21 protein-coding genes are annotated in these 22,954 nt (G+C 70.3%); 9 read left to right on the top strand and 12 right to left on the bottom strand.

Annotated elements, in window-relative coordinates:
- The first annotated feature begins 2 nt into the window (after positions 1-2).
- A complete protein-coding gene (locus tag AB0M14_RS07885; RefSeq protein ID WP_364990178.1) occupies positions 3-1,619 on the top strand; it encodes an AMP-binding protein in 1,617 nt (538 codons plus the stop codon).
- On the opposite strand, the gene AB0M14_RS07880 is transcribed toward AB0M14_RS07885, so the two are convergent.
- Entirely contained in the window at positions 1,579-2,577 is a 999-nt protein-coding gene (locus tag AB0M14_RS07880; RefSeq protein ID WP_364990174.1) for a DMT family transporter, read from the bottom strand. The genes AB0M14_RS07885 and AB0M14_RS07880 overlap by 41 nt on opposite strands.
- Before the next feature lie 39 nt (positions 2,578-2,616).
- Here AB0M14_RS07880 and AB0M14_RS07875 point away from each other — a divergent pair, with 39 nt between their 5' ends.
- Positions 2,617-3,147 carry a CGNR zinc finger domain-containing protein gene (locus AB0M14_RS07875; protein ID WP_364990171.1) on the top strand — a complete coding sequence of 177 codons (531 nt, stop codon included), beginning with the start codon at positions 2,617-2,619 and terminating at the stop codon, positions 3,145-3,147.
- Between the two features lie 68 nt (positions 3,148-3,215).
- Positions 3,216-4,541 carry a bifunctional o-acetylhomoserine/o-acetylserine sulfhydrylase gene (locus tag AB0M14_RS07870; protein WP_364990168.1) on the top strand — a complete coding sequence of 442 codons (1,326 nt, stop codon included), beginning with the start codon at positions 3,216-3,218 and terminating at the stop codon, positions 4,539-4,541.
- Here the strand turns inward: AB0M14_RS07870 and AB0M14_RS07865 are convergent, their stop codons facing one another.
- The 3 genes from AB0M14_RS07865 to AB0M14_RS07855 are packed head-to-tail and all read right to left on the bottom strand — an operon-like array spanning position 4,542 to position 7,295.
- Positions 4,542-5,354, bottom strand: a complete 813-nt coding sequence (locus AB0M14_RS07865) for an MBL fold metallo-hydrolase (RefSeq protein WP_364990166.1) — start codon at positions 5,352-5,354, stop codon at positions 4,542-4,544.
- Between the two features lie 48 nt (positions 5,355-5,402).
- Positions 5,403-6,377 (bottom strand): alpha/beta hydrolase, encoded by a 975-nt coding sequence (locus tag AB0M14_RS07860; protein WP_364990163.1) that lies wholly within the window; start codon positions 6,375-6,377, stop codon positions 5,403-5,405.
- Between the two features lie 27 nt (positions 6,378-6,404).
- Positions 6,405-7,295 (bottom strand): alpha/beta hydrolase, encoded by an 891-nt coding sequence (locus tag AB0M14_RS07855; RefSeq protein WP_364990160.1) that lies wholly within the window; start codon positions 7,293-7,295, stop codon positions 6,405-6,407.
- A gap of 94 nt (positions 7,296-7,389) precedes the next feature.
- Between AB0M14_RS07855 and AB0M14_RS07850 the strand changes: the two genes are divergently transcribed.
- Complete coding sequence (locus AB0M14_RS07850) at positions 7,390-8,445, top strand: helix-turn-helix domain-containing protein (protein ID WP_364990158.1); 1,056 nt, start codon at positions 7,390-7,392, stop codon at positions 8,443-8,445.
- 104 nt (positions 8,446-8,549) lie between these two features.
- Positions 8,550-11,045 (top strand): FtsX-like permease family protein, encoded by a 2,496-nt coding sequence (locus AB0M14_RS07845; RefSeq protein WP_364990156.1) that lies wholly within the window; start codon positions 8,550-8,552, stop codon positions 11,043-11,045.
- An 11-nt stretch (positions 11,046-11,056) separates the two neighbouring features.
- Here the strand turns inward: AB0M14_RS07845 and AB0M14_RS07840 are convergent, their stop codons facing one another.
- Positions 11,057-11,920, bottom strand: a complete 864-nt coding sequence (locus AB0M14_RS07840; protein ID WP_364990153.1) for an SDR family NAD(P)-dependent oxidoreductase — start codon at positions 11,918-11,920, stop codon at positions 11,057-11,059.
- Positions 11,921-11,965: 45 nt separating this feature from the next.
- Here AB0M14_RS07840 and AB0M14_RS07835 point away from each other — a divergent pair, with 45 nt between their 5' ends.
- Positions 11,966-12,400, top strand: a complete 435-nt coding sequence (locus tag AB0M14_RS07835; RefSeq protein WP_364990151.1) for a MarR family transcriptional regulator — start codon at positions 11,966-11,968, stop codon at positions 12,398-12,400.
- Positions 12,401-12,403: 3 nt separating this feature from the next.
- Here AB0M14_RS07835 and AB0M14_RS07830 read toward each other — a convergent pair whose 3' ends face one another.
- The 3 genes from AB0M14_RS07830 to AB0M14_RS07820 are packed head-to-tail and all read right to left on the bottom strand — an operon-like array spanning position 12,404 to position 14,644.
- Positions 12,404-13,204, bottom strand: a complete 801-nt coding sequence (locus AB0M14_RS07830; RefSeq protein ID WP_364990148.1) for an ABC transporter permease — start codon at positions 13,202-13,204, stop codon at positions 12,404-12,406.
- The gene (locus AB0M14_RS07825) at positions 13,201-14,154 is read right to left on the bottom strand and encodes an ATP-binding cassette domain-containing protein (RefSeq protein WP_364990144.1); all 954 of its coding nucleotides are present in this window, start codon (positions 14,152-14,154) and stop codon (positions 13,201-13,203) included. Before AB0M14_RS07825 ends, AB0M14_RS07830 begins: the two co-directional genes overlap by 4 nt.
- Before the next feature lie 4 nt (positions 14,155-14,158).
- On the bottom strand, positions 14,159-14,644 hold the full coding sequence (locus AB0M14_RS07820) for a nitroreductase family deazaflavin-dependent oxidoreductase (protein WP_364990141.1): 486 nt from the start codon (positions 14,642-14,644) through the stop codon (positions 14,159-14,161).
- 110 nt (positions 14,645-14,754) lie between these two features.
- Between AB0M14_RS07820 and AB0M14_RS07815 the strand changes: the two genes are divergently transcribed.
- Positions 14,755-15,438 (top strand): TetR/AcrR family transcriptional regulator C-terminal domain-containing protein, encoded by a 684-nt coding sequence (locus tag AB0M14_RS07815; RefSeq protein ID WP_364990138.1) that lies wholly within the window; start codon positions 14,755-14,757, stop codon positions 15,436-15,438.
- A 153-nt stretch (positions 15,439-15,591) separates the two neighbouring features.
- Positions 15,592-16,560, top strand: a complete 969-nt coding sequence (locus AB0M14_RS07810) for an NAD(P)H nitroreductase (RefSeq protein ID WP_364990135.1) — start codon at positions 15,592-15,594, stop codon at positions 16,558-16,560.
- Here AB0M14_RS07810 and AB0M14_RS07805 read toward each other — a convergent pair.
- The 4 genes from AB0M14_RS07805 to AB0M14_RS07790 all read right to left on the bottom strand — a co-directional run bounded on the left by AB0M14_RS07805 (position 16,554) and on the right by AB0M14_RS07790 (position 21,717).
- Entirely contained in the window at positions 16,554-17,207 is a 654-nt protein-coding gene (locus tag AB0M14_RS07805) for a response regulator transcription factor (RefSeq protein WP_364990132.1), read from the bottom strand. The two genes, AB0M14_RS07810 and AB0M14_RS07805, sit on opposite strands and share 7 nt — an antisense overlap.
- A 106-nt stretch (positions 17,208-17,313) precedes the next feature.
- Positions 17,314-18,267, bottom strand: coding sequence for a DUF389 domain-containing protein (locus AB0M14_RS07800; protein ID WP_364990129.1), 954 nt, complete (start codon positions 18,265-18,267; stop codon positions 17,314-17,316).
- Between the two features lie 95 nt (positions 18,268-18,362).
- On the bottom strand, positions 18,363-19,742 hold the full coding sequence (locus AB0M14_RS07795) for an ATP-binding protein (RefSeq protein ID WP_364990127.1): 1,380 nt from the start codon (positions 19,740-19,742) through the stop codon (positions 18,363-18,365).
- Positions 19,743-19,833: 91 nt separating this feature from the next.
- Positions 19,834-21,717, bottom strand: a complete 1,884-nt coding sequence (locus AB0M14_RS07790; RefSeq protein WP_364990124.1) for a helix-turn-helix domain-containing protein — start codon at positions 21,715-21,717, stop codon at positions 19,834-19,836.
- A gap of 105 nt (positions 21,718-21,822) precedes the next feature.
- Between AB0M14_RS07790 and AB0M14_RS07785 the strand changes: the two genes are divergently transcribed.
- Complete coding sequence (locus tag AB0M14_RS07785; protein ID WP_364990122.1) at positions 21,823-22,947, top strand: alcohol dehydrogenase catalytic domain-containing protein; 1,125 nt, start codon at positions 21,823-21,825, stop codon at positions 22,945-22,947.
- Positions 22,948-22,954 lie beyond the last annotated feature (7 nt).

Here is a 22,954-nt window from a genome sequence, read left to right as displayed (position 1 = left end):
TCATGACCGACCCCGCCGCCCGCGTCCGGCAACTGCTCGAGGAGTACGGCTCTCCGCAGGCGTGCGCCGCCGAGCTGCTGTGCGACCGGCATCCGGCCGACGCCGTCGCGTTCACCATCATCGAAAGTGATTTGTCCGCAACGGATCTGACATTCGGTGAACTGCGTGAGCGGTCCACCCGGTTCGCGGCGGCGCTGGCCGGGCTCGGCGTGCAGCCCGGTGATCGGGTGGGCGTGCTGATGGGCAAGTCCGCCGATCTGGTGACCGTGCTGCTGGGCATCTGGCGGCGGGGTGCGGTGCATGTGCCGCTGTTCACGGCCTTCGCCGCACCGGCGGTCGCCTTCCGGCTGGCGTCGAGCGCTGCGAAAGTCGTTGTCGCCGACGCGGATCAGCTGCCCAAGCTGACGCCGGGTGAGGATATCCCCGCCGATCCGGCGTGGCGGGTGATCGTGGCGGGGGCGGCCGCGGGGGAACTGTCGGTCGGCGAACTGCTGACCAGGTACGCCGCCGACGACCCGGGTGGCGCGGCGGTGGCGGTGGGTGCGGAGGGACTGCTCGTCCAGCTCTACACCAGCGGCACCACCGGAACTCCCAAAGGCGTGCCGGTGCCGCTGCGGGCGCTCGCCAGTTTGCAGGCCTACCAGGAGTTCGGCCTCGATGTCCGGCCCGAGGACGTGTACTGGAACATCGCCGACCCCGGCTGGGCGTACGGGCTCTACTACACCCTGCTCACCCCGCTGGTGACCGGAACACGCAGTCTCCTCCTGCATTCCGGCTTCTCGGCGCCGCTCACCTGGCAGGTGCTGGAGCGTTTCGGCGTCACGAATTTCGCCGCCGCGCCCACCGTGTACCGCGCGCTGCGCGCCGACAGTGCCGCGGCCCCAGCCGGTTTGGCGCTGCGCCGGGCGTCCTCGGCGGGTGAACCGCTGACTCCGGACATCCCGGCCTGGTCGGCCGGAACCCTGGGCCTGGCGGTGCGCGACCACTACGGCCAGACCGAAACCGGCATGTTGATCGCCAACGCCTGGCAGGACGACGTCCGCACCGAGACCCGGCCCGGCTCGATGGGGCAGCCGCTGCCGGGTTTCGCGATGGCGATCCTCGCCGAGGACGCCGATACCGTGCTCGGCCCGCGGGAACCGGGCCGGGTGGTGGTCGATCGGCGGCAGAGCCCGGGCATGTGGTTCCCCGGCTATGTGGACGCCCCGGAGAAGACCGCGTCCCGTTACGCCGGGGACGGCCGCTGGTACGTCACCGGCGACGCGGGCATGGTCGACGAGGACGGCTTCTTCTACTTCTCCGCCCGCGACGACGACGTGATCATCATGGCCGGCTACCGCATCGGGCCCTTCGACGTGGAAAGTGTTCTGGTACTGCATGACTCGGTCATCGAAGCCGCGGTCGTCGGTATGCCGGACGAGTTGCGCGGCGAGGTGATCGAAGCCTTCGTGGTGCTGCGGGACAACGCCACGGCCGGTCCCGAGCTGGAAACCGAACTACAGCAGCTGGTGAAGACGAAGTTCGCGGCGCACGCCTACCCGCGCACCGTGCACTTCGTCGACAGCCTGCCCAAGACCCCTAGCGGGAAGGTTCAGCGGTTTCTACTGCGGCAGCGCTGATCTCGGCCTGTTCCGCGTGCTGGTCCGCCGTGCTGAGCTCACCCCGGCGGACCACCACAACGCCGACGAGAATCAGTGCGCCGCCGAGCAATTGGATCGCCCGCGGCGCCTCGCCGAGCAACACCCACGCGAAGCTCAGCGCGGCGAGGACTTCGAAGAGGGCCACGAAGGAGGCCAGGCGGGAGCCGAGCAGGCGGGTGGCGGCGATGCCGGAGACGTAGGCGAAGGCGGCCGTGACGACGCCGAGCGCGAGGACCGGCAGCCACCAGTCCACCGTGAAGTCCTGGAACACCACGGGATTCGTGGCGAAATCCAGCGGCACCAGACCGAACGCGCCCGCCACCAGCAGTACCAGCCCGCCGATCAGCAGCCCGCCCGCGGCCAGCACGGTGCCGGGCAGCGAGCCGTCACCGTGCGCCGAGAGCACGAAATACGCTGCCGCGCCGATCATCGCGGCCAGCGCCCAGGCGATCCCGATCCAGCTGGCGGCCAAGCCCGAGCGCAGATCGATGACGAGCACCAGGCCGGTCAGCCCGATCAACCCGCCCACGACCGTGCCCGCGCCGGGGCGTTCGCGATGCCGCAGCCACAGCCAGGCGACCACCGGAATCGGTGCGGTGTATTCGATCAGCAGCGCCACCCCGACCTCCATGTATCGGACGGCATTGAAGTAGGCGAGCTGCGTGCCCGCGACGGCGAGCAGCCCGTAGGCGGTGATCAGGGCGGCGTTGCGGCGCAGCAACTGCCAGTCGCCCCGCAGTTGCAGCAGCGCGATCGGCAGCAGCACCGCGGCGGCCACCAGCACGCGGACGGCGACCGCGGCGGCGGCGCTCCACCCCGCGTCCATCAGGCCGCGCGCCAAGGAGCCGGACAGGCCGAACGACGTCGCGGAGGCCACCGCGATGATCAGCCCGGCGCGCAGCCGCCGCACGTTCATGTCATGAGTCAACATCGCCATGACTAATGACGCTAAGCGGCGGCTTGGTAATATGTCAACATGAATTTTGCTCATGACACCGAAGCGTCGCTGATCGCCGCGGTGGAGCTGGTGAACTCGGCCGAGGAGCCGGACACGCTCACCGAAATCGCCGACCTGGACCAGTTTTTCGTCAAGCACGGTTACACCGGCGCGCACGCCCGCACCGCGGCCGAGCTCACCGCGGTGCGCGACCTGCGCCCGGCGCTGCGCCGCATGCTCAGCAGCGACCGCGACACCGCGGTGCGGCTGGTGAACCGGACGCTGGCCGAGCATCGCGCGGTACCCCAGCTGGTCCGGCACGGCGAGATCGACTACCACATCCACGCTGAGCCGGCCGGCGCCTCGCTCCCGGTCCGGATCGCCGTGGAAACCGCCATGGCCGTGGTCGATCTGATCCGCGCCGACGAGATGAGCCGCCTGTCGACCTGCGCCGACGCCACCTGCGCGGGGATCGTGCTTGACCTGTCCCGGAACCGGTCCCGCCGCTATTGCAGCACCGCCTGCGGCAATCGCAACGCCGTCGCGGCCTACCGCGCGCGCAAGAAATGAGCGCCACCATTGCGTTCAGTACGAACCTAATCCTGGCGAGGACGGGACTTCGTCCCTAACGTCGGGGAATGAGCGAATCCATTCCCGAGACCGACCCGACGGCCGGCTGGAGCTTCGAGACCAAGCAGGTCCACGTCGGGCAGGTCCCCGACACCAATACTCAGGCCCGGGCCCTGCCCATCTACCAGACCACCTCCTACACCTTCCGCGACACCAGCCACGCGGCGGCGCTGTTCGGACTGGCCGAGCCGGGCAATATCTACACCCGGATCGGCAACCCCACCCAGGACGCGGTGGAACAGCGGATCGCGGCGCTCGAGGGCGGGGTGGCCGCGCTTCTGCTGGCCTCGGGTCAAGCGGCCGAGACCTACGCGATCCTGAACATCGCCGGTGCGGGCGACCACATCGTCTCCAGCCCGCGCCTCTACGGCGGCACCTACAACCTCTTCCACTACACGCTGCCGAAGCTGGGCATCGAGGTGTCCTTCGTCGCGGACCCCGACGATCCGGCGCAGTGGCAGGAGGCGATCCGGCCGAACACCAAGGCGTTCTACGGCGAGACCATCTCGAATCCGCAGAACCACATCTTCGACATTCCCGGGATCGCGGCGGTCGCGCACGCCGCCGGGCTGCCGCTCATCGTCGACAACACCGTCGCCACCCCGTACCTGATCCAGCCGCTCGCGCACGGCGCCGACATCGTCGTGCACTCGGCGACGAAGTACCTCGGCGGGCACGGCACGGCGATCGCGGGCGTGATCGTCGACGGCGGCACCTTCGATTGGACGGTGCGCGAGGGTGATTCGCCGCGATTCCCCGGCTTCGTCGAGCCGGATCCCAGCTACCACGGCGTGGTGTACGCCGAGTTGGGCGCGCCCGCCTACGCGCTGAAGGCCCGCGTGCAGCTGTTGCGCGATCTGGGCGCGGCCATCGCCCCGTTCAACGCCTTCCTGATCAGCCAGGGGCTGGAGACGCTGAGCCTGCGGGTGCAGCGCCACGTCAGCAACGCCCAGGCGGTCGCGGAGTTCCTGGCCGAGCGCCCGGAGGTCAGCACCGTCTCCTACGCGGGCCTGCCCTCCTCGCCCTGGTTCGAGCGCGGAAAGCAGTTGGCGCCCAGGGGCGCCGGCGCCATCATCGGCTTCGAGCTGGCGGGCGGTGTCGACGCGGGCAAGAAGTTCGTCGACGCGCTGACCCTGCACAGTCATGTCGCGAACATCGGCGATGTCCGGTCCCTGGTCATCCACCCGGCCTCCACCACGCACTCCCAGCTCACCCCGGACGAACAGCTCGCCTCGGGCGTGACCCCGGGACTGGTGCGGCTGGCGGTCGGCATCGAAGGAATCGACGACATCCTGGCCGATCTGCGCACCGGCTTCGCGGCGGCGGCCCAGTAGTCAGGTCAGGTGATCGAAATCGCCGCGTACCCAACCGATGTAGCGCTCGGCCGAGCGGCGGACGGTGGCGCGGGCGTCACCATCGATGGTTTTGCCGAAGTTGTCGTAGAGGCGGTCGAACTCGAATTCCTCGACCGCCTTGGTGACTCGTTCGACGACGCCGGGGGACAGCGGGATCCGGTTGGGGTAGCTGCGCATGAAGGCGACGGATTTGCGGTCGGGGTTGGCCTGGACGGTGTCCGCGCTGAACAGCACGCCCCGGCCCGCGGCGCCGGCGGCCCAGTGCAGGACCGCGCTGCCGGGGAAGTGCCCGCCCAGCTGGCGCAGGGTGACGCCCGGCAGCAGGTCGACCTGACCGGACCACGGCCGAATCACCTTGTCCGGGCGTGCGATCCATTCCAGGTCGGATTCGGCGATCAGCACCGGTACGCCGCCGAGCGCCCGGCTCCACTGCACCTGCACGCCGTAGTGGTGCGGGTGGCTCGGCACGATGGCGACGACCTCGCCGAGCTCGAGCACCCTGCGGGCAGCGTCCGCGTCGACGAAGCCGGTGACATCCCACAGCACGTTCCCCGCCGGGGTGCGCACCAGATGCGACTCCTGCCCGATCCCGAACTGCGGCTCGACCTGGAGGCCGGACAGATCCGGCTCCAGCTCCCGCAGCGCGACCCGATGGCCCTGTGCCGCAAGCTCTTCGAGCGTGACCCAGTGCTGACCGTCCGCGGGCATCCACTGCCGTTCGTCGGCGCAGATGCGGCAGACCTCCGCCGCGGCATCGTGTTCGACCGCGCAGGTCCGGCAAATCTTCCACATAGTCACCTCCCCGTTTGTACACGCGGCCCCGGACCCGGCGCAGCGAAACTACCGCTGTGTCGCGGGCTCGGGTAACCGGCTGCGGAGATAGCCCAGAATGTCGGCCCGTGCGGTCCGGGCCGCGGGGACCAGTCGCGGCATGCTCAGGAACGCGTGCGTCGCTCGCGGATAGCGGGTCAGCCGCACCTGCACGCCGGCCGCGCTCAGCCGCTCGGCGTAGGCCGGTGCCTGGTCCGCCAGTGTGTCGAGGCCCGCGGCCAGGATGCAGGCCGGAGCCACGCCCGCGAGATCGTCCCGGTGCAGCGGGGAGATCGCGCGGGCGTCGAAGCCCGCGGGCATCGCGATGCGCTGCACCGCACGGCAATTGCCCGGGGTCGCGGTGGGCGCGCCCGCGTTCTCGGTGAACGAGGGATACCGGAACACCTGCTCGGTCCAGTCGAGCTGTGGATTGATCAGAACCTGTGCGCGGACCCGGAGGTCGAGATCCTCGGCGCTGAGCGCGGTGAGCGCGGCCAGTGTCGCGCCCGCGCTGGAGCCCAGCAGGACGAGCCGGCCGGGGTCGGCCGCCCACCGCCCGGCCTGGGCCACCAAGTGCGTGACCGCGTCATAGGCGTCGGCGACCGGCGCGGGCAGCGGATGTTCGGGCGCCAGCCGATAGTCGACCGAGGCGACCACGGCGGGCAGGTTCGCCGCGAGATGGCTGAGCAGCCAATCGTCCTGGGCGGGCGTGCCGCTGATGAATCCGCCGCCGTGGAACGCGACGATCAACGGCAGCCCCGCACCGCCCTGGACCGGCTGGTACAGCCGGACATTCAGCCGCCGCCCCGGGAGGTCGAGCGCGTGCGTACCGATGCGCGCGCCGCGGTCGAGTGCGCCGAGCACCAGCTTGCCCAGTCCGGTCCCGAGCTTGCGGTCCTGCGCTTCGCGCAGTGCGATCACCTGCTCCGGGGTGATGGAATCCCAGTCCACCGTGGGTGAAACCTTGGCCAGCAGCCGCATTCGCGGCGGAATCGTGCCTCGCATGATGTGCCTTTCGAGTTCGTGGAGAGGTCAGGCCAGGGCGCGGCGCAGGACCGCCCCGAGTTCGGCGTTCTGCCGCTGGGAGATTTCGGCGGACAGGATGGCCTGCGATCCGTGGAAGGTGCCGGGCCACTGATGCACTTCGACCGGTACGCCCGCGCGCAGCAGGCGCAGCGCGTACTCGAGGCCCTCGTCGCGGTTCGGGCAGAACTCCGCGGTGGCGATGTAGGCGGGCGGCAGTCCGGACAGGTCGGTGGCCCGGGCCGCGGCGGCGTACGGCGTGGCGGGCGCGTCGCCCAGGTAGTGCGCCCACATCTGGGCGACCTTGGCGCGGGTGACGAACGGCGTCTCGGTGAAAGTGGTTGCGGACCAAGTGGTCTGCCGGTCGTCCAGGCCCGGCTGATGCAGCAGCTGAAAACGGATCGGCGCGCTCTGCTCGTCGCGCACCCGCAGCGCGACGGCGGCCGCGATGCCCGCGCCGGAGCTGTGCCCGCCGATCGCGATGCGCGCCGGGTCCAGGCCCAGTTCCTCCGCGTGCTCGGCCACCCAGAGCACTGTCGCGTAGACGTCGTCGTGCGCGGCGGGAAAAGGGTGTTCCGGAGCCAGGCGGTAGGCCACCGAGATGACCGTCGCTCCGGAACTCCGGGCGAGCGTGGCGGCCCAGGGCTGCTCGGTGTCCAGGTCGCCCATGACGAAGCCGCCGCCGTGCAGCCAGACGACGGCGCCGTGCGCGTCCTGCGGCCGGTAGATCCGGATCGGGACGCCGGTTCCCGCTGGTACCACGTGGTCTTCGAGGGCGAGGCCGGTGGTGTCCGCAGGCAGCGCGGCGGACAGCTCGGCGAGTTGTTCGCGCGCGCTGACCGGGTCGGACAGGTCGGCGGGCGGGAACAGGGCGGTGAACGGCTCGAGTTCGGGATCCATGCCTCAATCGTCGCGGCCGCGCCGCCGCGCGGCATCCGCCAACTGTCGCGCTTTCCGGGCTTCCCGCGCGACGATCGCCGCGTACCGTCGAAGCGTGGATGCGTTGATCGTGCGGCTCTCGCAGTTGGACACCGAAGCCGAGGGCGCGCTGCGCGTGGTGTCTTTCTACGACACGCTGCTGCGCCGGCGGGTGGATCTCCCGGCGCTCGCCCGGGCCTCGGCCAATCTGGCCGAATGCGTGGCCGGCATCCGATTGGACGGCGCCGGACAGGTGATCCGGTTCGCACCCGACGGCCGGGAGGTCGCGGCGCCGCCGCCCGCCGCGTCGATGACCTTGCCGATCATCCTCGACGAGGAAGAGATCGGCAGCGTGTGGCTGGAACGCACCGGTTCGTCCCGGGCCCTGGACGAACTGCTGCTGGACCGGCTCGCCCTCACCACCGCGGCGGTGGTCGAGCGCTACGGCCCGGCGCGCACCACCATGGCCGATCCGGCACTCGTCGAACTGGTGATCAGCCCCGGTACCGACGCCGCGGCCAGGGATAGAGCGTTGCGGCTCTTGGGATTTCCCGCCGGTCTGCCGGTGCGGGTGATCGCGGTGCGCTCGCGGGTACCGCTCGACCGGATCGGCGGGCTGATCTGCCCGGCTCGGCCGGTGAAGGCCGCGACGGTCGCAGACGTGGGCGTCATCCTGGCGGCCGCCCTCGATTCCGCCAGGTTCCCCGACGGCGTCCGGGCTGGTGTCGGCAGCTCCGAAAGACCCGAGAAGTCCTGGTATGAAGCCAGTACCGCGCTCCGCTTCAGCTCCGCCCGGCAGCCGATCGTGCATTACGGCAGCCTCGGCGCACTGGCATTGCTCGCACACGTGCCAGGAGATGCCCTGCGCGACAACGCCGATGTCGGCGCGATCGCCGTAATCGCCGCTAGTGCGGACGATCTCGACACTTTGGAGGTCTATTGCGGCGCCGGCTCGCTGCGCCGTGCCGCCGAGGTGCTGCACCTGCATCACAGCAGCGTCGCCCGCCGGCTCGAACAACTCGGCAGGACAGTGGGTTTCGAGCTCACCGAACCGGCGGGGCTGCTGCGCGCCCGGCTCGCCTTGACCGCATGGCGGCTGCTGTGCGGCCGAGATGGCAATAACGCGTTCTAGATTGACGGCCGCAGGCAACTCTGGTTCGCTGGCAGCACCGCCAAGAATGCTGAAGCATCGCGGCCAGGGTGCACCTGCGAGGGGTGCAACGGGAGGGTTTGTCGATGACGCCGCTGGTGGATCGCTGGAAACTGTTCAGCCTGCGCGAATTCCGCATGCACCGGGGCCGCACCCTCGCCTCGATGACGGTGATGGCGGTGTCGGCCGCCTTCCTGGTCGCGGTGTTCGGCATCTTCGGTTCACTCACCAATTCGGTGCACCAGCTGGTCGACGGTTTGGCGGGGGAGGCGACGCTGGAGGTTTCCGGCATCACCGACGCCGGGTTCCCGGCCGCCGTGCGGGCCGAGGTGCAAGCTGTGCCCGGCGTGGCGCACGCGGTGCCGATGCTGCGGGCGAAGGTCCCCAGTTCGCGCGGGGCGATGCTGGTGCTCGGCGCCGACGCCGGGGCGGGCGTGCTGAAGAGCGACCTGCAAGACGCGGTCGAGCAGCGCCACATCATGGCCTTGGCCACGACCGAGAACGGCGTCCTGATCGGCCCCGGCGTCGGTGTCCCGGTCGGCGCGCGCATGCAGCTCAACGGCTGGGAGGTCACGGTCGCGGGCGTGCTGTCGGGGGAGCGGCTGGCCCGCCTCAACGAAGGCCACTACGTGCTGGCCTCGCTGCCGCTCGCCCAGTTCGTCACCGCGCGCACCGACCGGATCGATTCCGTGCTGATCGTGCCGCGGCCGGGTGTGGACGCGGCGGCGTTGCGCCAGGCGGTCTCCGGAGCGGTGGCCGGGCGGGCGCTGGTCGCGGAACCGAGCCTGCGGGCCGTGCAGACCGGCGGCGGCGTCCGGATGATGCAGTACATGACGCTGATGGGTGCGGCGATGGCCTTCATCGTGGCCGCGTTCCTCATCTATACGGCGATGAGTATGGCCATCGCGCAACGGCGGCAGACGATTTCGATGCTGCGCGCGATCGGGGGGCGGCGCTCGACCGTCGTCGCCGATCTGCTCGTGGAAGCGGCGGTGATCGGCGTGCTTGGCGGCGCGGTAGGCGCGCTGCTGGGCATCGTCATGGGGCGCCTGGCGATCGGCACGCTGCCCGTGGCGCTGATGCAGTCGATGGAGGCCCGCACGGTATATTCGCTTCCGCTGTACGCGATTCCGATCGCGATCGGAGCCGCCACGCTCACCAGCATGGCGGCCTCGGCGGTCGCGGCGCACCAGGTGTACAAGGTGTCGCCGGTGGAGGCGCTGGCTCCGATCGGCGCGGGCGCGAGCGATCAGGTCCCGAGGTGGCTGCGCCTGGGCGCGGCGGGCGGTGCGCTGTTCAACGTCGTCGTGGCGGTCGTCCTGGTGCGCCTGCACCTCGGCGCTTTCCTGTGGTCGGGGCTGGCGCTGAGCCTGTTCTTCGGTGCGGGCCTGATGGCGTGCTTCGCGGCCGCCGGTCCGCTGGTCGCGGCGACCGCGTGGGTCGCCCGCACGTTCGGCCGGGCGGGCGCATTGGCCGGAGCCACCCTGGAACGCGCCCCGCGACGGGTCTGGGCCACCATGATGACGGTGTTCATGGCCGTCGCCATCACCGTGACCACCACCGGTGCCAACAACGACCTGCTCGGCTCGATGCGCGGATCCGTGGGGTCGATGGCCGAGGTGGATGTCTGGGTGTCCTCGCACCCGCCCGACCAATTCCCCACGGGCCCGGCCCTTCCCGCGCCGCTGTCCGCCGCCGTCGCCGCCATGCCGGAGGTCGAGCGGGTCACCGAGGCGCAGGTGGCCTACGCGACCCTCGGCGCGGACAAAGTGCTGCTGTACGGGATGGCGGCAGGCGCGGTCAATCCGCTCTACGACGGCTTGACCCGCGAACAACAGGACGCGCTGGTCGCCGGTCGCGGCGTCGCGCTGTCCCGGGACATGGCCCGCACCCTCGGCGTGGAAACCGGTGACGCGCTGACCATTCAGACGCCCCGCGGGCCGCAGCTCAGCACCGTGCTGGGCGTGGTCTCCTACTTCACGGCGCTGACCGGCACCGTCGGCATGGGACTGAACCAGATGCGCGAGTGGTTCGATCGACCCGGCGCGACCGTGCTGCAAGTCGAGGCGAAGCCGGGCGCCGACACCGCGCAGCTGATGGAGTCCATCCGGCGGCTGGCCCCGGCTGCCCAAGTCTATTCCGGGGCAGCGGCTTTAGCCGGCGTCGAGGGTTCCGCCGAACAGGGCATGGCGGTCGCGAACGCGATGTGGGTGATCGTCGTGCTGATCGCCGCGATCGCCCTGCTGAACACCTTGACGCTGTCGGTGCTGGAGCGCCGCCGCGAGATCGGGGTGCTGCGGGCCATGGGCTCCAGCCGCCGGGTCACCGTGCGCATGGTGCTGGCGGAGGCGGCGGGCATCGGAATCGTCGGCGGCCTACTGGGTTTGGGTTTCGGGCTGGCCAGTCAGTACTTCTTCGACAGCATTACCCCCGACATCATGAACGTCGAGGTGCCCTATCAACCGGGCCCGGCGGCGCTGCTGTTCGCCGCGGGCGCGGTGCTGCTGAGCCTGCTCGGCTCGATCCCGCCGGCCGTGCGCGCCGCCCGGGTCAACATCATCGACGCGGTGAGCGCCGACTGAATCGTGCAGGGTCACATCCCTTTCCGGAAGCGCGCGTTGCGGCCGTTGTCGGCCGCCTCGGGGGCGAGGCTGTCCACGAGCGCGGTGATCCGGCCCAGCAGCGGCGCGATCCGCCGCGGTCGATCGATGATGGCATCGCAGATCGCCTGCCCGCCTTGTTCGGGCGTCAGGCCGCGGTCGCGGTAGATCGGGTTCGACGCGGTCATCGCGGTCCGCACCAGCGGCATGTACACCGAGCTGAAACGGATGTTCTCCGTGAGGGTTTCGGCTTGCAGGGTGGTGGTGAGCGAATCGAGAGCCGCTTTGGAGGCGAGGTAGGCGCCGTACCCGGGTCCGCCGAAGAGGTTCGCCACCGACAGCACGCTGACGACCTGGCCGTCGCGGCGTTGCCGCATCCCGGGTAGTAGCGCCAGCATCAGCCGGGTCGCGGCGAAGTAGTTCAGCCGCATGGTGCGCTCGTAGTCGTGGAACCGTTCGTAGGACTCGTCGAGCCGGCGGCGAATGGACCGGCCCGCGTTGTTGACCAGGATGTCCACGCCGCCGTGGTCGGCAAGCACCTGCGCCGCCGTCGCCTCGAGCGCCTCGAAATCATTGAGGTCGCAGGGGTATACGGCGGCCTTGCCGCCCAGGCTCTCGATCTCCGCGGCGACCGCGCGCAGCTCCGGCTCGCGCCGGGCGACCAAGGCGACCATCGCCCCGGCGGCGCCGATCTGCACGGCCGCGGCCCGTCCGATCCCCGAGGACGCGCCGGTGATCAGCACCGTCCGCCCCGCCACCCGGTCCGCGAGCGTGTGCTTGCGCCGCAGTCTGGTCACACTCACCTGCGTGTCGAGCCCGCGGGAGATCAGCCGCCCCAGCTCAGCAATTCCATACATAGTGATGAATGCTAAGTTATATAACTAGTGATGTAAATTGCTGACATGGACGCCGCCAGCCTGCACCTCATCGCCCGCCGCCTGCGGAGCATCGCCTTCACCGCGACCGGCAACACCGGCTCCTATCGCTTCGCCCCCAGCGACTACGCGGTCATCGAAGATGTTGCGCTGCATCCGAATTCCTCGATCCGTGAGATCACGCAGCGCACCGCCATCGTGCAGAGCCTGGTCTCGCGGATCGTCGCCCGCTACCGCGAGGACGGCATCCTCCGCACCGCCCCCGACCCGGCCGACGGCCGCCGGGTTCTCGTCAGCGTCGAGAAGAAGGTGCAGGAGGACGTCTTCCGGGCCCGGGGCCGCGCCCCGATCGACACGGCCCTCGGTACCGAACTGCCCCAGCTGACGCCGGCGCAGCAGCGGCGAGTGGTCCAACTGCTGGACGAACTGGGCGACCTGCTGCGCGCCGCGCCGGAACGCTAGACCTCACCGTTCCCTGCGGTAGAGCCGCATCGTCACCGGCCCGAACACCGCGACGAGCACCGTGCAGGTCAGCAGCACCCAGCCGATATCGGCGGCGGCGGGCTGCCCGTGCATCAGGCCGCGCACGGCGGTGACCAGGTGCGTGATCGGGTTGACCCCGACGAAGGCCTGGAGCCAGCCGGGCAGCGTGCCGGGATCGACGAAGACGTTGCTGACGAACGTCATCGGGAAGGTCACCAGGATCGCCAGGAACATCACCGACTCAGGCGTGCGGGCCAGCAAGCCCAGCGTCGTCCAGACCCAGGACAGGCACCAGGCGAAAACCAGGACGAGGCCGACTCCGGCGAGCAGTCCGGGCACACCGGCCGCGGGCCGGAAGCCGAGCAGCGCACCGGCTCCCACGATCACCGTGGCCGCGATCGCGTAGCGCGCCAGGTCGGCCAGCAAAGCCCCGACCAGCGGCGCCGGCTGCCAGATCGGCAGCGAGCGGAACCGGTCGAACACCCCCTTGGTGATGTCGGCGTTGAGCGCGACCGCCGTCGACTGGGTCGTCATCGTGACGGTCATGACCAGGATGCCGGGCAACACCGTCTGCAAGTACGCGCCGGTGGAGCCCGCCAGCGCGCCGCCGAAGAGATAGGTGAACATGACCAGCATCAGCAGCGGGAACACGGTCACATCCGAAAGCTGGTCCGGCACATGCTTGATCCGCAGCACCGCGCGCCAGACGAAAGCCAGCGCGGTGGCCGGCGCGCCGGGCCGGGCGGGACGGGCCGACAGCGCCGACCGCGGCGAGATGCTCATACGGGAATCTCCTCGGGCTCGACGGGCTGGCCGGTCAGGGCGAGGAACACCTCGTCCAGGCTGCGCTGGCCGACGCTGAAATCGCTGACTTCGATGCCCGCCCAGGCGAGTTCGGTCAAGGCCACACCGGCGCGGCCGGGATCGGTGAGGCGGGCGGACAGGACCGCCGGATCGTCGTCGCGATGCACCGGAGCGGCCAGGGCGCCGGACAACAGCCGCTCCGCGGCCGGCCGCCGCGCCGGATCCCGGAGCCGGACGTGCACCGCCCCGGCCCCGACTGACGCCTTGAGTTCGGCGGTCGTGCCCTCGGCGATGACCCGCCCGTGATCGATCACCGCGATCCGGTCGGCCAGCCGGTCCGCCTCCTCCAGGTACTGGGTGGTGAGCAGCACCGTGGTGCCGCGGGCGGTCAGGTCCCGGACCACGTCCCAGACCCGGGTGCGGCTGCGCGGGTCCAGGCCGGTGGTCGGCTCGTCCAGGAACAGCAGATCGGGCATCACGACGATGCTCGCCGCGATATCCAATCGGCGCCGCATGCCGCCGGAGTAGCGCTTGGCCTGCCGGTCGGCGGCGTCGTCGAGGCCGAACGCGGCCAGCAGTTCGCGGGCTCGCTCGGCGGCGGCGCGGCGGCGATGCCCGAGCAGCCGGCCCATCAGCACCAGGTTCTCCAGACCGGTGAGATCCTCGTCGACCGAGGCGTATTGGCCGGTCAGGCTGATCCGGGCGCGGACCGCGTCGGCCTCGGCGACGACATCGCGGCCGAAGATCCGGGCCTGCCCGCCGGTCGGCCGGAGCAGGGTCGCGAGGATCCGGATGGTGGTGGTCTTCCCCGCCCCGTTCGGACCGAGGAAGCCGTAGACGCCGCCTTCCGGGACCGTGAGGTCCACCCCGTCGACGGCGACGGTGTCGCCGAACTGCTTGCGCAGCCCTTCGGCTCGAATCGCGGACATCGCCTCACGCCTCGACCGTCGGGCGCAGTCGCAGCGCCGCGTCGACACCGAAGAACACCTTCGCCAGCCGATCCGTGCGGGACAGGTCCGCGGCGATCGAGGCGGTGCTGACCACTTCGGGCTCGTTCGCCCGGTAGGTGACGCCTTCGTGCACGACCTCGGCGGTGCCGGCCGCGAGCACGTTCTTGAGCCAGTCGGGGTTGGTGCCGTAGGGCAGCAGGATGACGAACCGGTCCCCGGCTTCGGTAATGCCGATCGGCGTCTCGTAGGACTTCCCGCTTGACCTGCCGGTGTGCCGGATGACCGAGGCGGTCGCGCCGGGCTGACCCGCGGTTTTCATGTTGTGCCGGTTGGTGAAACGCCGGTTGAACCGGCGGACCGCCGTGAGCCCGGGGGCGAAGCCCGTGCGGATCGAGACCAGCACGAAAAGCACCCCCGCCAGGATCACGCCCAGCGGCGCCGCGAGGACGACCACAATCCAGATCCACATGATGACACCCAATTCTCTTACGTTGTAAGTCTTATGTTGTAAGGGAAGCATTACAACGTAAGGCTGTCAAGAGCGGGGATTCTTACCACGTACGGTAAAGTTGGCCGGCAATGGTTACCGATCAACGGCCTCGCCTGAGCCGCGAACAGATCCTCCGCGCCGCCGTTGCTCGCGCCGACCGGGATGGTGTGGAGGCCGTCACCATGCGCAATGTCGCCACCGATCTCGGGGTCGAGGCGATGTCGCTCTACTACCACGTGGCGAACAAGGCCGAACTGCTCGACGGGATGGCCGAGGTGGTGCTCGGCACCATCAACGACGCGGTCGCACCGCTCACCGCGACGTCGGCCGCCGACTGGAAACCGGTGCTGCGCACCCGCATTCTGCTGGCGCGCCAAGTCCTGCTCCAGCACCCCTGGGCGCCGGGATTGATCGGGACGCGCACGCCGATGACGCTGGCGCTGATCACCTACTTCGACGCGGTGATCGGCCTGCTGCGCACCGGTGGCTTCTCCTACGACCTGGCCCACCACGGCCTGCACGCCCTGGGCAGCCGGGCGCTGGGCTTCACCCAGGAGCTGTTCGAGTCGGCGGGGGAGCAATCCGACGAAGAGGCGACCGCCCAGCTCGCGGCGATGGCCGAGCAGTTCCCGAACATCGCGGGCATGATCGCGAACGAGGCGACTCACGACGAGGCCGACCCGAAACTGGGCTGGTGTGACGACCAGACCGAGTTCGAGTTCGGCCTGGACCTGATCCTCGACGGCCTCGATCGGATGCGCGGACCGGCGTAGCCCGCGCGCCCGGTCCCGGGCAGGTGTCCCGAATATTCGGGACCTTCGGACCGGTGCCAGTCGCCTCGGGTGTGCGGAGCATGGGGTTCGGTGGAGCGGCTTTCCGCGCGATCCGATCGCGCACGCCCACCGGGGAGGATGGCAACCGATCTCATGAGCTCCGCACAGCCGGACGCCGAGACTCTGCACGCCGCGATCACGATGGCCGTCCGTGCGCCGTCCGTGCACAACACCCAGCCCTGGCGCTGGCGTATCACCGGCTCCGCGGTCCAGCTCTACGCCGATCCGGAGCGACATCTCAGCGCCACCGATCCACAGCGGCGCGGGCTGGTGCTCAGCTGCGGCGCGGCGCTGCATCATCTGCGGGTGGCGCTGGCCATGCTCGGCTGGTCCACCGCGGTCAGTTACATACCGGACCCGGTCGACCCCGATCACCTGGCCACCGTCGAGTGCGCGCCGCGGGAACCGACGCGCACCGACTTCGAACTCAGCGCGGCGATACTGCACCGGCAGTCCGACCGCCGCCGCTACAGCGACTGGCGGGTCCCGCCGGGTTACATCCGGACGATCGCCACCCGCGCCACCGCGTGCGGCGCCGTGGTGCGGCACGTGCCCGACGCGCTGCGCGCGAACTTGGCGCGCCCGGCCCGTGCGGCGATCGAGCAGCACGCCACGGACGTGGATTATCAGCTCGAACTCGCCGAATGGAGCGGGCGGCGCGGCACTTCCGACGGCGTGCCCGCGGCGAACAGTCCGGTACCGCATCCCAACAACGAGATCCCCGTGCGTGCGTTCGCCGAGCCCGCGCTGGTCGACCGGACCATGCATCCGGACGCCGCGGAATGGCTGGTGATCTGCACGCCCGCCGACGATCGACGGTCCCGGCTGCGGGCGGGCGAGGCGCTTAGCGCGGCGCTGCTCACCGCGACCGATCTGGGACTGTCCAGCAGTGTGCAGACCGAGCCGCTGGGACTGCCCGAGCTACGCGACGAGATCCGGACGCACGTGCTGTACGACTGTGCCTATGCCCAGGCCATGGTGCGCGTCGGCTGGGTGCCGACCTCGGCGGCCCCACTGCCGCAGACGCCGCGGCGGCCGCTGTCCGAGGTCCTCGATCAGTAGTCCGCCCGGGCGTCGTCGAGCCCGAGTTTGGTGGCCAGGACCGCGGCCTCGGTGCGCCCGCCGACCTCCAGTTTCGACAGCAGCTGGGAGACGTAGTTCTTGACGGTCTTCTCCGACAAGAACATTCGGCGGGCGATCTGCCGATTGGTCAGGCCTTCGCCGAGCATGCCGAGCACGGTGCGTTCCCGATCGGTCAGGGTCGCCAGTGGACCGGGCTCGGCCGCCGCCTGGGTGCGCAGCTTCGTCATCAGCGCGGCTACGGCGCGCTCGTCCAGCAGGGAGCGGCCCTGGCCGACCGCGCGGATCGCGTCGACCAGTTCGGCGCCGCGAATGTCCTTGATCAGGTAGCCGCGGGCGCCGGCCAGCACCGCGCCCAGCATCGACTGCTCGTCGAAGAACGAGGTCAACATGACGCAGCGCAGGTCGGGTGTCATGGCGAGCAGGTCACGGCACAGTTCGACGCCGCTGCCGTCGGGCAGCCGGATATCGAGCACCGCGACGTCCGGGTGCAGCGCGGGGACCCGCCGCCGGGCTTCCGCGCAGGTCGCGGCCTCGCCCACCACTTGCAGGTCGGGTTCGTCGTCGATGAGGTCGCGGATGCCCAGACGCACGATCTCGTGGTCGTCCACCAGGAACACCGTCGCCACCGCAGCACCTCCTCTGTCCCCTGCGGAAGCCCTGGCTTCCTCCTACAGCAGTACCACAACGGCTCACGCTGAAACGAAGCCCGGCCGCACGCTGGAGGTTTGCCGGTCAGGTCCGGCGCGCGCGCTGCGCGAGGCGCCGCAGCGGCCCGTGTTCCTGAGTGGACCCTGGCCGTAGGGCCAGCACGAGAATCCCGGCCAGCACGATGCCGATCATGTTGACCGCCAGCTGGCCCAGCGAGCCCGCGGTGACATGCCATTTCCCGGCCACGGCCGCGGCGGCGGCCAGGCCGGCCGCGGGCACCGTGGTCACCGAGATGAAGACCCCGACCAGTGCGGCCGAGCGCGCGGTCACGATGGCCAGCATGCCCGCGGCCCCGGCCAGCAGGGCGACGAGCAAGGAGAACGGCCCGACCTCGTAAATGAAGTCGAGACTGCGGGCGTTCTCGACATCTGCGACGGATATCCAGCCCAGGCGTACCCAGAGCAGTGTGGCGGCGGCGGTGATGAGCATGGCCAGCGCGAAACCCGCCAGCAGCGCGACGGCGGAGTTGCGCACCAGGGTGCGGTCGCGGCGATTGAGTCCGATGGCCAGTGCCGACAGCGGGCCGAATTCGGGTCCGACGACCATCGCGCCGACGAGCGTCAGTGGTGACGCGCTGGCTACGCCGATGGCGCCGAGCAGGACCGCGATGACCAGAAAGGCGAAGAAGGTCGAGTTCGCGGTGGAATTGCTATGAGCTTGCTGTAGTAGTGATCGCCAGACGATGGTGTCGGCCTGGCTCCCCGGCGTCGCGGCCTCGGCTCGGCGCGCGGCCGCCGAGAGCACCGAGTCGATCGGCCCGAAGGTGATCGCGCCGTCGCGTGGCACGCCCAGCGCCGTGAGTTCGTCGAGCAGCGCGTTCATGCTCGATCGCGCGACGTCGGCCTGCACCAGGTCACCGGCCGGTGTCACCGCCGCGCCGCGGGTGAGCACGATGTGGGTGGCCCCGGATTCTCCGGCCAGCAACGCGAGCACGGCGGGGGTCGTCGAGGCGGGACAGATCACGCGAAGTCGGAGCACTGCTACCCCCTGATGGTCGGCGTGCCCGGCGACCAGCCGGAGCTACAAAAGTAGCTGGATGACCATGGTCCCCGGCCGATCTCGGCGCTCGTGTGTCACCGCATCGGCACGGCCACGTCGCCGCCGCCCTCGCGCGTCAGCCTGCGCCGCACCTTGACGAGAGTGGGAGCCGGAACGAACCCGCCCGCGAACAGCGCCTCGCCCTGCCGGAACCACGGCGACCGCTCCAGCAGCGCGGTCGGCGCGTAGCCGAAATAGGTGCCGAGCTCGGCCAAGTCGGTGGGCGAGGTCATCTTCATCAGGGCGAGGTTGTCGCACTGGGAGATGATGCCCGGGTGCACCTTCGAGGGCCGCTGGGTCGACAGCAGCAACCAGAGCCCGAACTTGCGGCCCTCGGCGGCGATCTGGATGAGCCTTTCCCGCACAGCCACCGCGATGGGCGAATCCAGGCGCGGTGAGGCCAGGTTGTGGGCTTCGTCGATGACCAGCAGGACCGGGCGGCGTTCCTCCCGGCGGGCCCACAGCTCGTCCAGCAGCGCCAGCGCCACCACCAGATGCTGCTCCGGAGTGGAGAAGCCGCCGAGGTCGAGCACGGTGACGTCGGGCCGGTCGGAGACGATGTCGGTGACCGCGGGGTCGCGGTAGGCCCACACTTCCCAGCCCGGCAGGCCGAGGTTCTCCACCCGCATCGCCAAGCGCCTGCGCCCCGGCACTTCCGATGCCCGCAGCTGCGGCAGCAGGCTGTCGAGGTCGGCGGAATCCAGCTCCGCGCCCAGGTGGATGAGTTCGTTGAATTCCTCGCGGTCCGCGACCGGATCGATGCGGAGGATGGCGGCCTTGGAGGCCAGCGGCAGACCCAGGAATCGAGCCCGCAGCCGGGCGCCGGGCTCCGCGTTCGGGCGCAGGACGCGAATGTCGCGCTGCCGCAACGCGTCCGCGGTCGGCCCGGTGGCGGTGGGGTCGACCTCGCCGAGCCGGACGAAATCGGCGTTCGGGTCGAAGATCACCACCGGCAGGGCGGTGTGGGCGATGAGTTGTTCCAGCGCCACGCCCAGGGCGTAGGTCTTGCCGGAGCCGCTCTGCCCGCACCAGAAGGTGTGCCGGTTGAAGCGCGTGGGCAGCAGCCGGGCGGGTCCGCCCGGCGCGGTCACGCGCGTGCCCACCTCGAGCAGGGCGCCGGTGGTCTCGTGCAGGGTCGCCACCGTGTCCAGATCGGCCGGTTCGACGCGGCCGCTCTGGACCGGGTAACTGGTCCGGACATTGATCCCGTCCGCGGTGAGCTCGCCGATCAGTCGTCCGCGCAATCGGACCGGTGTTGTTTCGGAGCGCTCCTCGACCAGGGCGAGCTGGCTGCGCCCCTCCGCGACGACGGTGATCAGCGAACCGGCGACGAAAGCGCTGCCCGAGGCATCGGCGACGACGAAGGAGCGGCCGTCGTCGGAGCGGGCCAGCAATGAGGTGGGTTCAGCGCGCATGCACCCGATACTGCCACTTGTCCTCGAGAGTTGAGCAAATGACCAGCAATCGACATTGATACTGTGGTGTGTGCCACTGAGGGCGGCGGGGTCAGGAGTCGGACAGTTTCCATACCCGCACGGCAAGGTGGGTTTCGAGGCGGCGTGGACCGTCCAGCCAGTCCTCGCCGAGCAGGCCGCCGATCCGGGCCAGGCGCTGCCGCACGGTATTCCGGTGAATGAACAGCTCTGTGGACGTCCTGGCGATATTGCAGCCGAACTCCAGGTGCGCCCACGCCGTTTCGGCGAGCGCGGTGTGGTGCGCCGCGTCGTAGTCCAGCAGGGGCTGGATTTCGGCGAGCGGACTGAACGCGGGATCCAGCGTATGGGCGGCGTCCAGGAGCAGGCCGACCGCGCCGAGCCGGGCCCCATCGAGCAGCGCTCCGGTGCGGCCGAGCATCAGCAGGGTGGCCAGCGCCCGGCGGGCCTGCCGGTAGAGCGGGATGAGACGATCGAATCCGGTTGCGGGACCGGCGAATCCGATGGTCGGCGGAATGGATTCGGCGGCGAGGGCGGCGCGGATGCGCTCGGCCACCGAACCGTCATCGGCTGCCACGACACAGAATTCGCCGTTGTAGCGCGCCACCAGAGCGCGGGAGGTGACCGCCGAGCGCAGCCGGGTCTCCAGGCGCCGGTGGTCCGCGCCGGGCGCGGAGATCACGACGACGGTGAGATCGTCGGTCGGACGCAGTCCGAAACGGTTGGCGCGCTGCCGTTTTCGATCCTGCGGCACGTCCCGGCCGGACAGCAGATCGTCGAGGAGTTCGATCTGCAACTGCTGCGCCGCGTCGTGCGCGGCCCGGTCGAACAGGCGCAGAATGGTCAGGAAGATCGACAACCGTTCCAGCAGTCCCGCGGGCAGGTCGGGCAGGCGGTCCGCCAGCACCAGCGTCGCCAGATGGCCGCCGGCGGTTCGGGCCGGGATCAGCGTGAAAGTCTCACCGCCGACGCGGAATTCGCGCGGTTTTCCGGTGCCGGCGGCGGTGCGCAGCGGCCGGGCGAGCGGGCCGGCCGCGAGCTGATGCACCCGCTCGGCCCAGGCTTGCTCGTCCTGGGCCCGGGCCGCGAGCACGCCGTCGGCCGCGTCGAGGACGGCGACCCGGGAGGCGACGATGGCCCGCACGAGATCGGCGAATCCCTCATAACCGCCGCCGCCGATCGCCGACTCGATCAGTCGCCGATCCAGGGCCATCAGGCTCTGCAATTCCGACATCTCGTGCTGCTGTGAGGCCTGTTCGCGGCCGAGGCGCTCGAGTGCGCCGCGAATCGAGGAGAACCGCTCGGCGTTGTCCAGCGCCACCGCGGCGTGCTTGCCGATGGCGTCGAGCAGATCGACGGTCTCGTTCGGATAGCCGCGCGGTGCGCGGTCGGCGATGAGCAGTGCGCCGATCGCCTTGCCGTGCAGGTACATCGGGACGCCGAGGATGGACCGGACGCCTTCGGCGCGCACGATCGAATCGACCTGCGGCAGGTGCGTGATCTCGGGGTCGTCCAGGTAGTCGGCGCTCTGATACGACGTCACGCCGGCCGCCGCGCGGCCGACGATGCCGGTGCCGATGGGCATGCGGAGCAGCCGATACGCCTCGGTCACCACGCCGTCGGATTTGCGGATGTAGGTCTCGTTGCTGGCGTGGTCGTTGAGGCTGATGTAGGCCATATCGCTGCCGGACAGCGTGCGGGTGCGTCCGACGATGGCTTGCAGGACGGCCTCGACGTCGCGGATGCCGCTGAGGTCGGTCGCGGTGTCGTACAGCGCGCGCAGCACCTCCTCGCGGCGGTTGCGCTCGGCGACCCGCAGGCCGAGGTCGCGGGCGGCGGTCCCGGCGGCCGCGGTGAGCTCGCCCCGGGCGACCGCGGCGGCGACTCGCGCCGCCAATGCGTGCTGCGGGATCCCGGCGTGAATGCCCTCCAGGATCGCCGAGACGGAGGTATCCATAACCGTCCTTGGCCGATGTGGTGTGCATAGTGACCTGTAAGTCGCAGGCAATGTATGCAGTGTAGCTATATCATCGGCCCGTCCAGCGCCCCTACCGTCGGCTGCATGCAGATCACCGGAGCCGTTCTCGAGGAGATCGGGCGTCCCCGCCCGTTCGCGGAGTCCCGGCCCATCACCATCGCGCGGGTCGAGCTGGGGGAGCCCGGGCCGACCGAGGTGCTCGTCCGGATCGAGGCGGCCGGGGTGTGTCACTCCGACCTCAGCGTGGTCGACGGGAATCGGGTCCGCCCGGTGCCCATGCTGCTCGGGCATGAAGCAGCCGGGATCGTCCTCCGGACCGGTTCCGCCGCAACAGATCTCGCTGTCGGTCAGCGTGTGGTCATGTCGTTCCTGCCGCGCTGCGAGCAGTGCCCGGCCTGCGCCGAAGGCGGGCGGTTGCCGTGCCCCGCGGGCAGCCGGACCAACAATGCGGGCGAGCTGCTGCACCATCCGGGGCGGCTGACCCGGGACGGCGAGCGCGTCCACCATCATCTGGGCGTCTCCGGTTTCGCAACACACGCGATCGTCGACCGGGCCTCGGTCGTGCCGGTCGATTCGGATGTGCCGCCGGAGATCGCGGCCCTGTTCGGCTGCGCCGTGCTGACCGGCGGCGGCGCAGTGCTCAATGTGGCCAAGCCGGGCCCGGACGACGACGTCATGATCGTCGGCCTCGGCGGCGTGGGCATGGCCGCCGTGCTGGTCGCCAAGGCGCTCGGCGTGCGGCAGGTCATCGCCGTCGACGCGCTGCGGACGAAGGCCGAGCAGGCGCTCGCGCTCGGCGCGGATCGGGCGTACACGCCGGATGAATTGGCCGACAAGGGGATTCGATCCCGCTACGTGATCGAGTGCGCGGGCAACGCCCGCGCCTTCGAGACCGCGTACGCCGCGACGGCCGTCGGAGGGACCACCATCACCGTGGGTCTGCCCGGCCCGGAGGCCATGGCGTCGATCTCGCCGCTATCGCTGACCGCCGAGGCGCGGACGGTCGTCGGAAGCTACCTGGGTTCGGCGCTGCCGTCCCGCGACATCCCGCGCTATGTGCGCATGTGGCGCGACGGAATGCTGCCGGTGCAGCGGCTGATCTCCGATCGGATCGAACTTGCGCAGCTCAACGAGGCGATGGATCGACTGGCCGACGGGCACGCGATCCGGCAGATTGTCACGTTCGGTGCCGCGGAGGCCGGCCGATGAGCGCGCA

The sequence above is a fragment of the Nocardia sp. NPDC051832 genome (genome assembly GCF_040681285.1).
GTDB lineage: Bacteria > Actinomycetota > Actinomycetes > Mycobacteriales > Mycobacteriaceae > Nocardia.
The sequence above is the reverse complement of the archived record's forward strand: the minus strand, read 5'-3'. Positions and strand labels throughout refer to the sequence as shown.

What these genes read in the sequence shown, in the direction of transcription:
- AB0M14_RS07885 (WP_364990178.1), top strand. Translation starts at nt 3, where the DNA reads ATGACCGACCCCGCCGCCCGCGTCCGGCAACTGCTCGAGGAGTACGGC.
- AB0M14_RS07880 (WP_364990174.1), bottom strand. Translation starts at nt 2,577, where the DNA reads ATGGCGATGTTGACTCATGACATGAACGTGCGGCGGCTGCGCGCCGGG.
- AB0M14_RS07875 (WP_364990171.1), top strand. Translation starts at nt 2,617, where the DNA reads ATGAATTTTGCTCATGACACCGAAGCGTCGCTGATCGCCGCGGTGGAG.
- AB0M14_RS07870 (WP_364990168.1), top strand. Translation starts at nt 3,216, where the DNA reads ATGAGCGAATCCATTCCCGAGACCGACCCGACGGCCGGCTGGAGCTTC.
- AB0M14_RS07865 (WP_364990166.1), bottom strand. Translation starts at nt 5,354, where the DNA reads ATGTGGAAGATTTGCCGGACCTGCGCGGTCGAACACGATGCCGCGGCG.
- AB0M14_RS07860 (WP_364990163.1), bottom strand. Translation starts at nt 6,377, where the DNA reads ATGCGAGGCACGATTCCGCCGCGAATGCGGCTGCTGGCCAAGGTTTCA.
- AB0M14_RS07855 (WP_364990160.1), bottom strand. Translation starts at nt 7,295, where the DNA reads ATGGATCCCGAACTCGAGCCGTTCACCGCCCTGTTCCCGCCCGCCGAC.
- AB0M14_RS07845 (WP_364990156.1), top strand. Translation starts at nt 8,550, where the DNA reads ATGACGCCGCTGGTGGATCGCTGGAAACTGTTCAGCCTGCGCGAATTC.
- AB0M14_RS07840 (WP_364990153.1), bottom strand. Translation starts at nt 11,920, where the DNA reads ATGTATGGAATTGCTGAGCTGGGGCGGCTGATCTCCCGCGGGCTCGAC.
- AB0M14_RS07835 (WP_364990151.1), top strand. Translation starts at nt 11,966, where the DNA reads ATGGACGCCGCCAGCCTGCACCTCATCGCCCGCCGCCTGCGGAGCATC.
- AB0M14_RS07830 (WP_364990148.1), bottom strand. Translation starts at nt 13,204, where the DNA reads ATGAGCATCTCGCCGCGGTCGGCGCTGTCGGCCCGTCCCGCCCGGCCC.
- AB0M14_RS07825 (WP_364990144.1), bottom strand. Translation starts at nt 14,154, where the DNA reads ATGTCCGCGATTCGAGCCGAAGGGCTGCGCAAGCAGTTCGGCGACACC.
- AB0M14_RS07820 (WP_364990141.1), bottom strand. Translation starts at nt 14,644, where the DNA reads ATGTGGATCTGGATTGTGGTCGTCCTCGCGGCGCCGCTGGGCGTGATC.
- AB0M14_RS07815 (WP_364990138.1), top strand. Translation starts at nt 14,755, where the DNA reads ATGGTTACCGATCAACGGCCTCGCCTGAGCCGCGAACAGATCCTCCGC.
- AB0M14_RS07810 (WP_364990135.1), top strand. Translation starts at nt 15,592, where the DNA reads ATGAGCTCCGCACAGCCGGACGCCGAGACTCTGCACGCCGCGATCACG.
- AB0M14_RS07795 (WP_364990127.1), bottom strand. Translation starts at nt 19,742, where the DNA reads ATGCGCGCTGAACCCACCTCATTGCTGGCCCGCTCCGACGACGGCCGC.
- AB0M14_RS07790 (WP_364990124.1), bottom strand. Translation starts at nt 21,717, where the DNA reads ATGGATACCTCCGTCTCGGCGATCCTGGAGGGCATTCACGCCGGGATC.
- AB0M14_RS07785 (WP_364990122.1), top strand. Translation starts at nt 21,823, where the DNA reads ATGCAGATCACCGGAGCCGTTCTCGAGGAGATCGGGCGTCCCCGCCCG.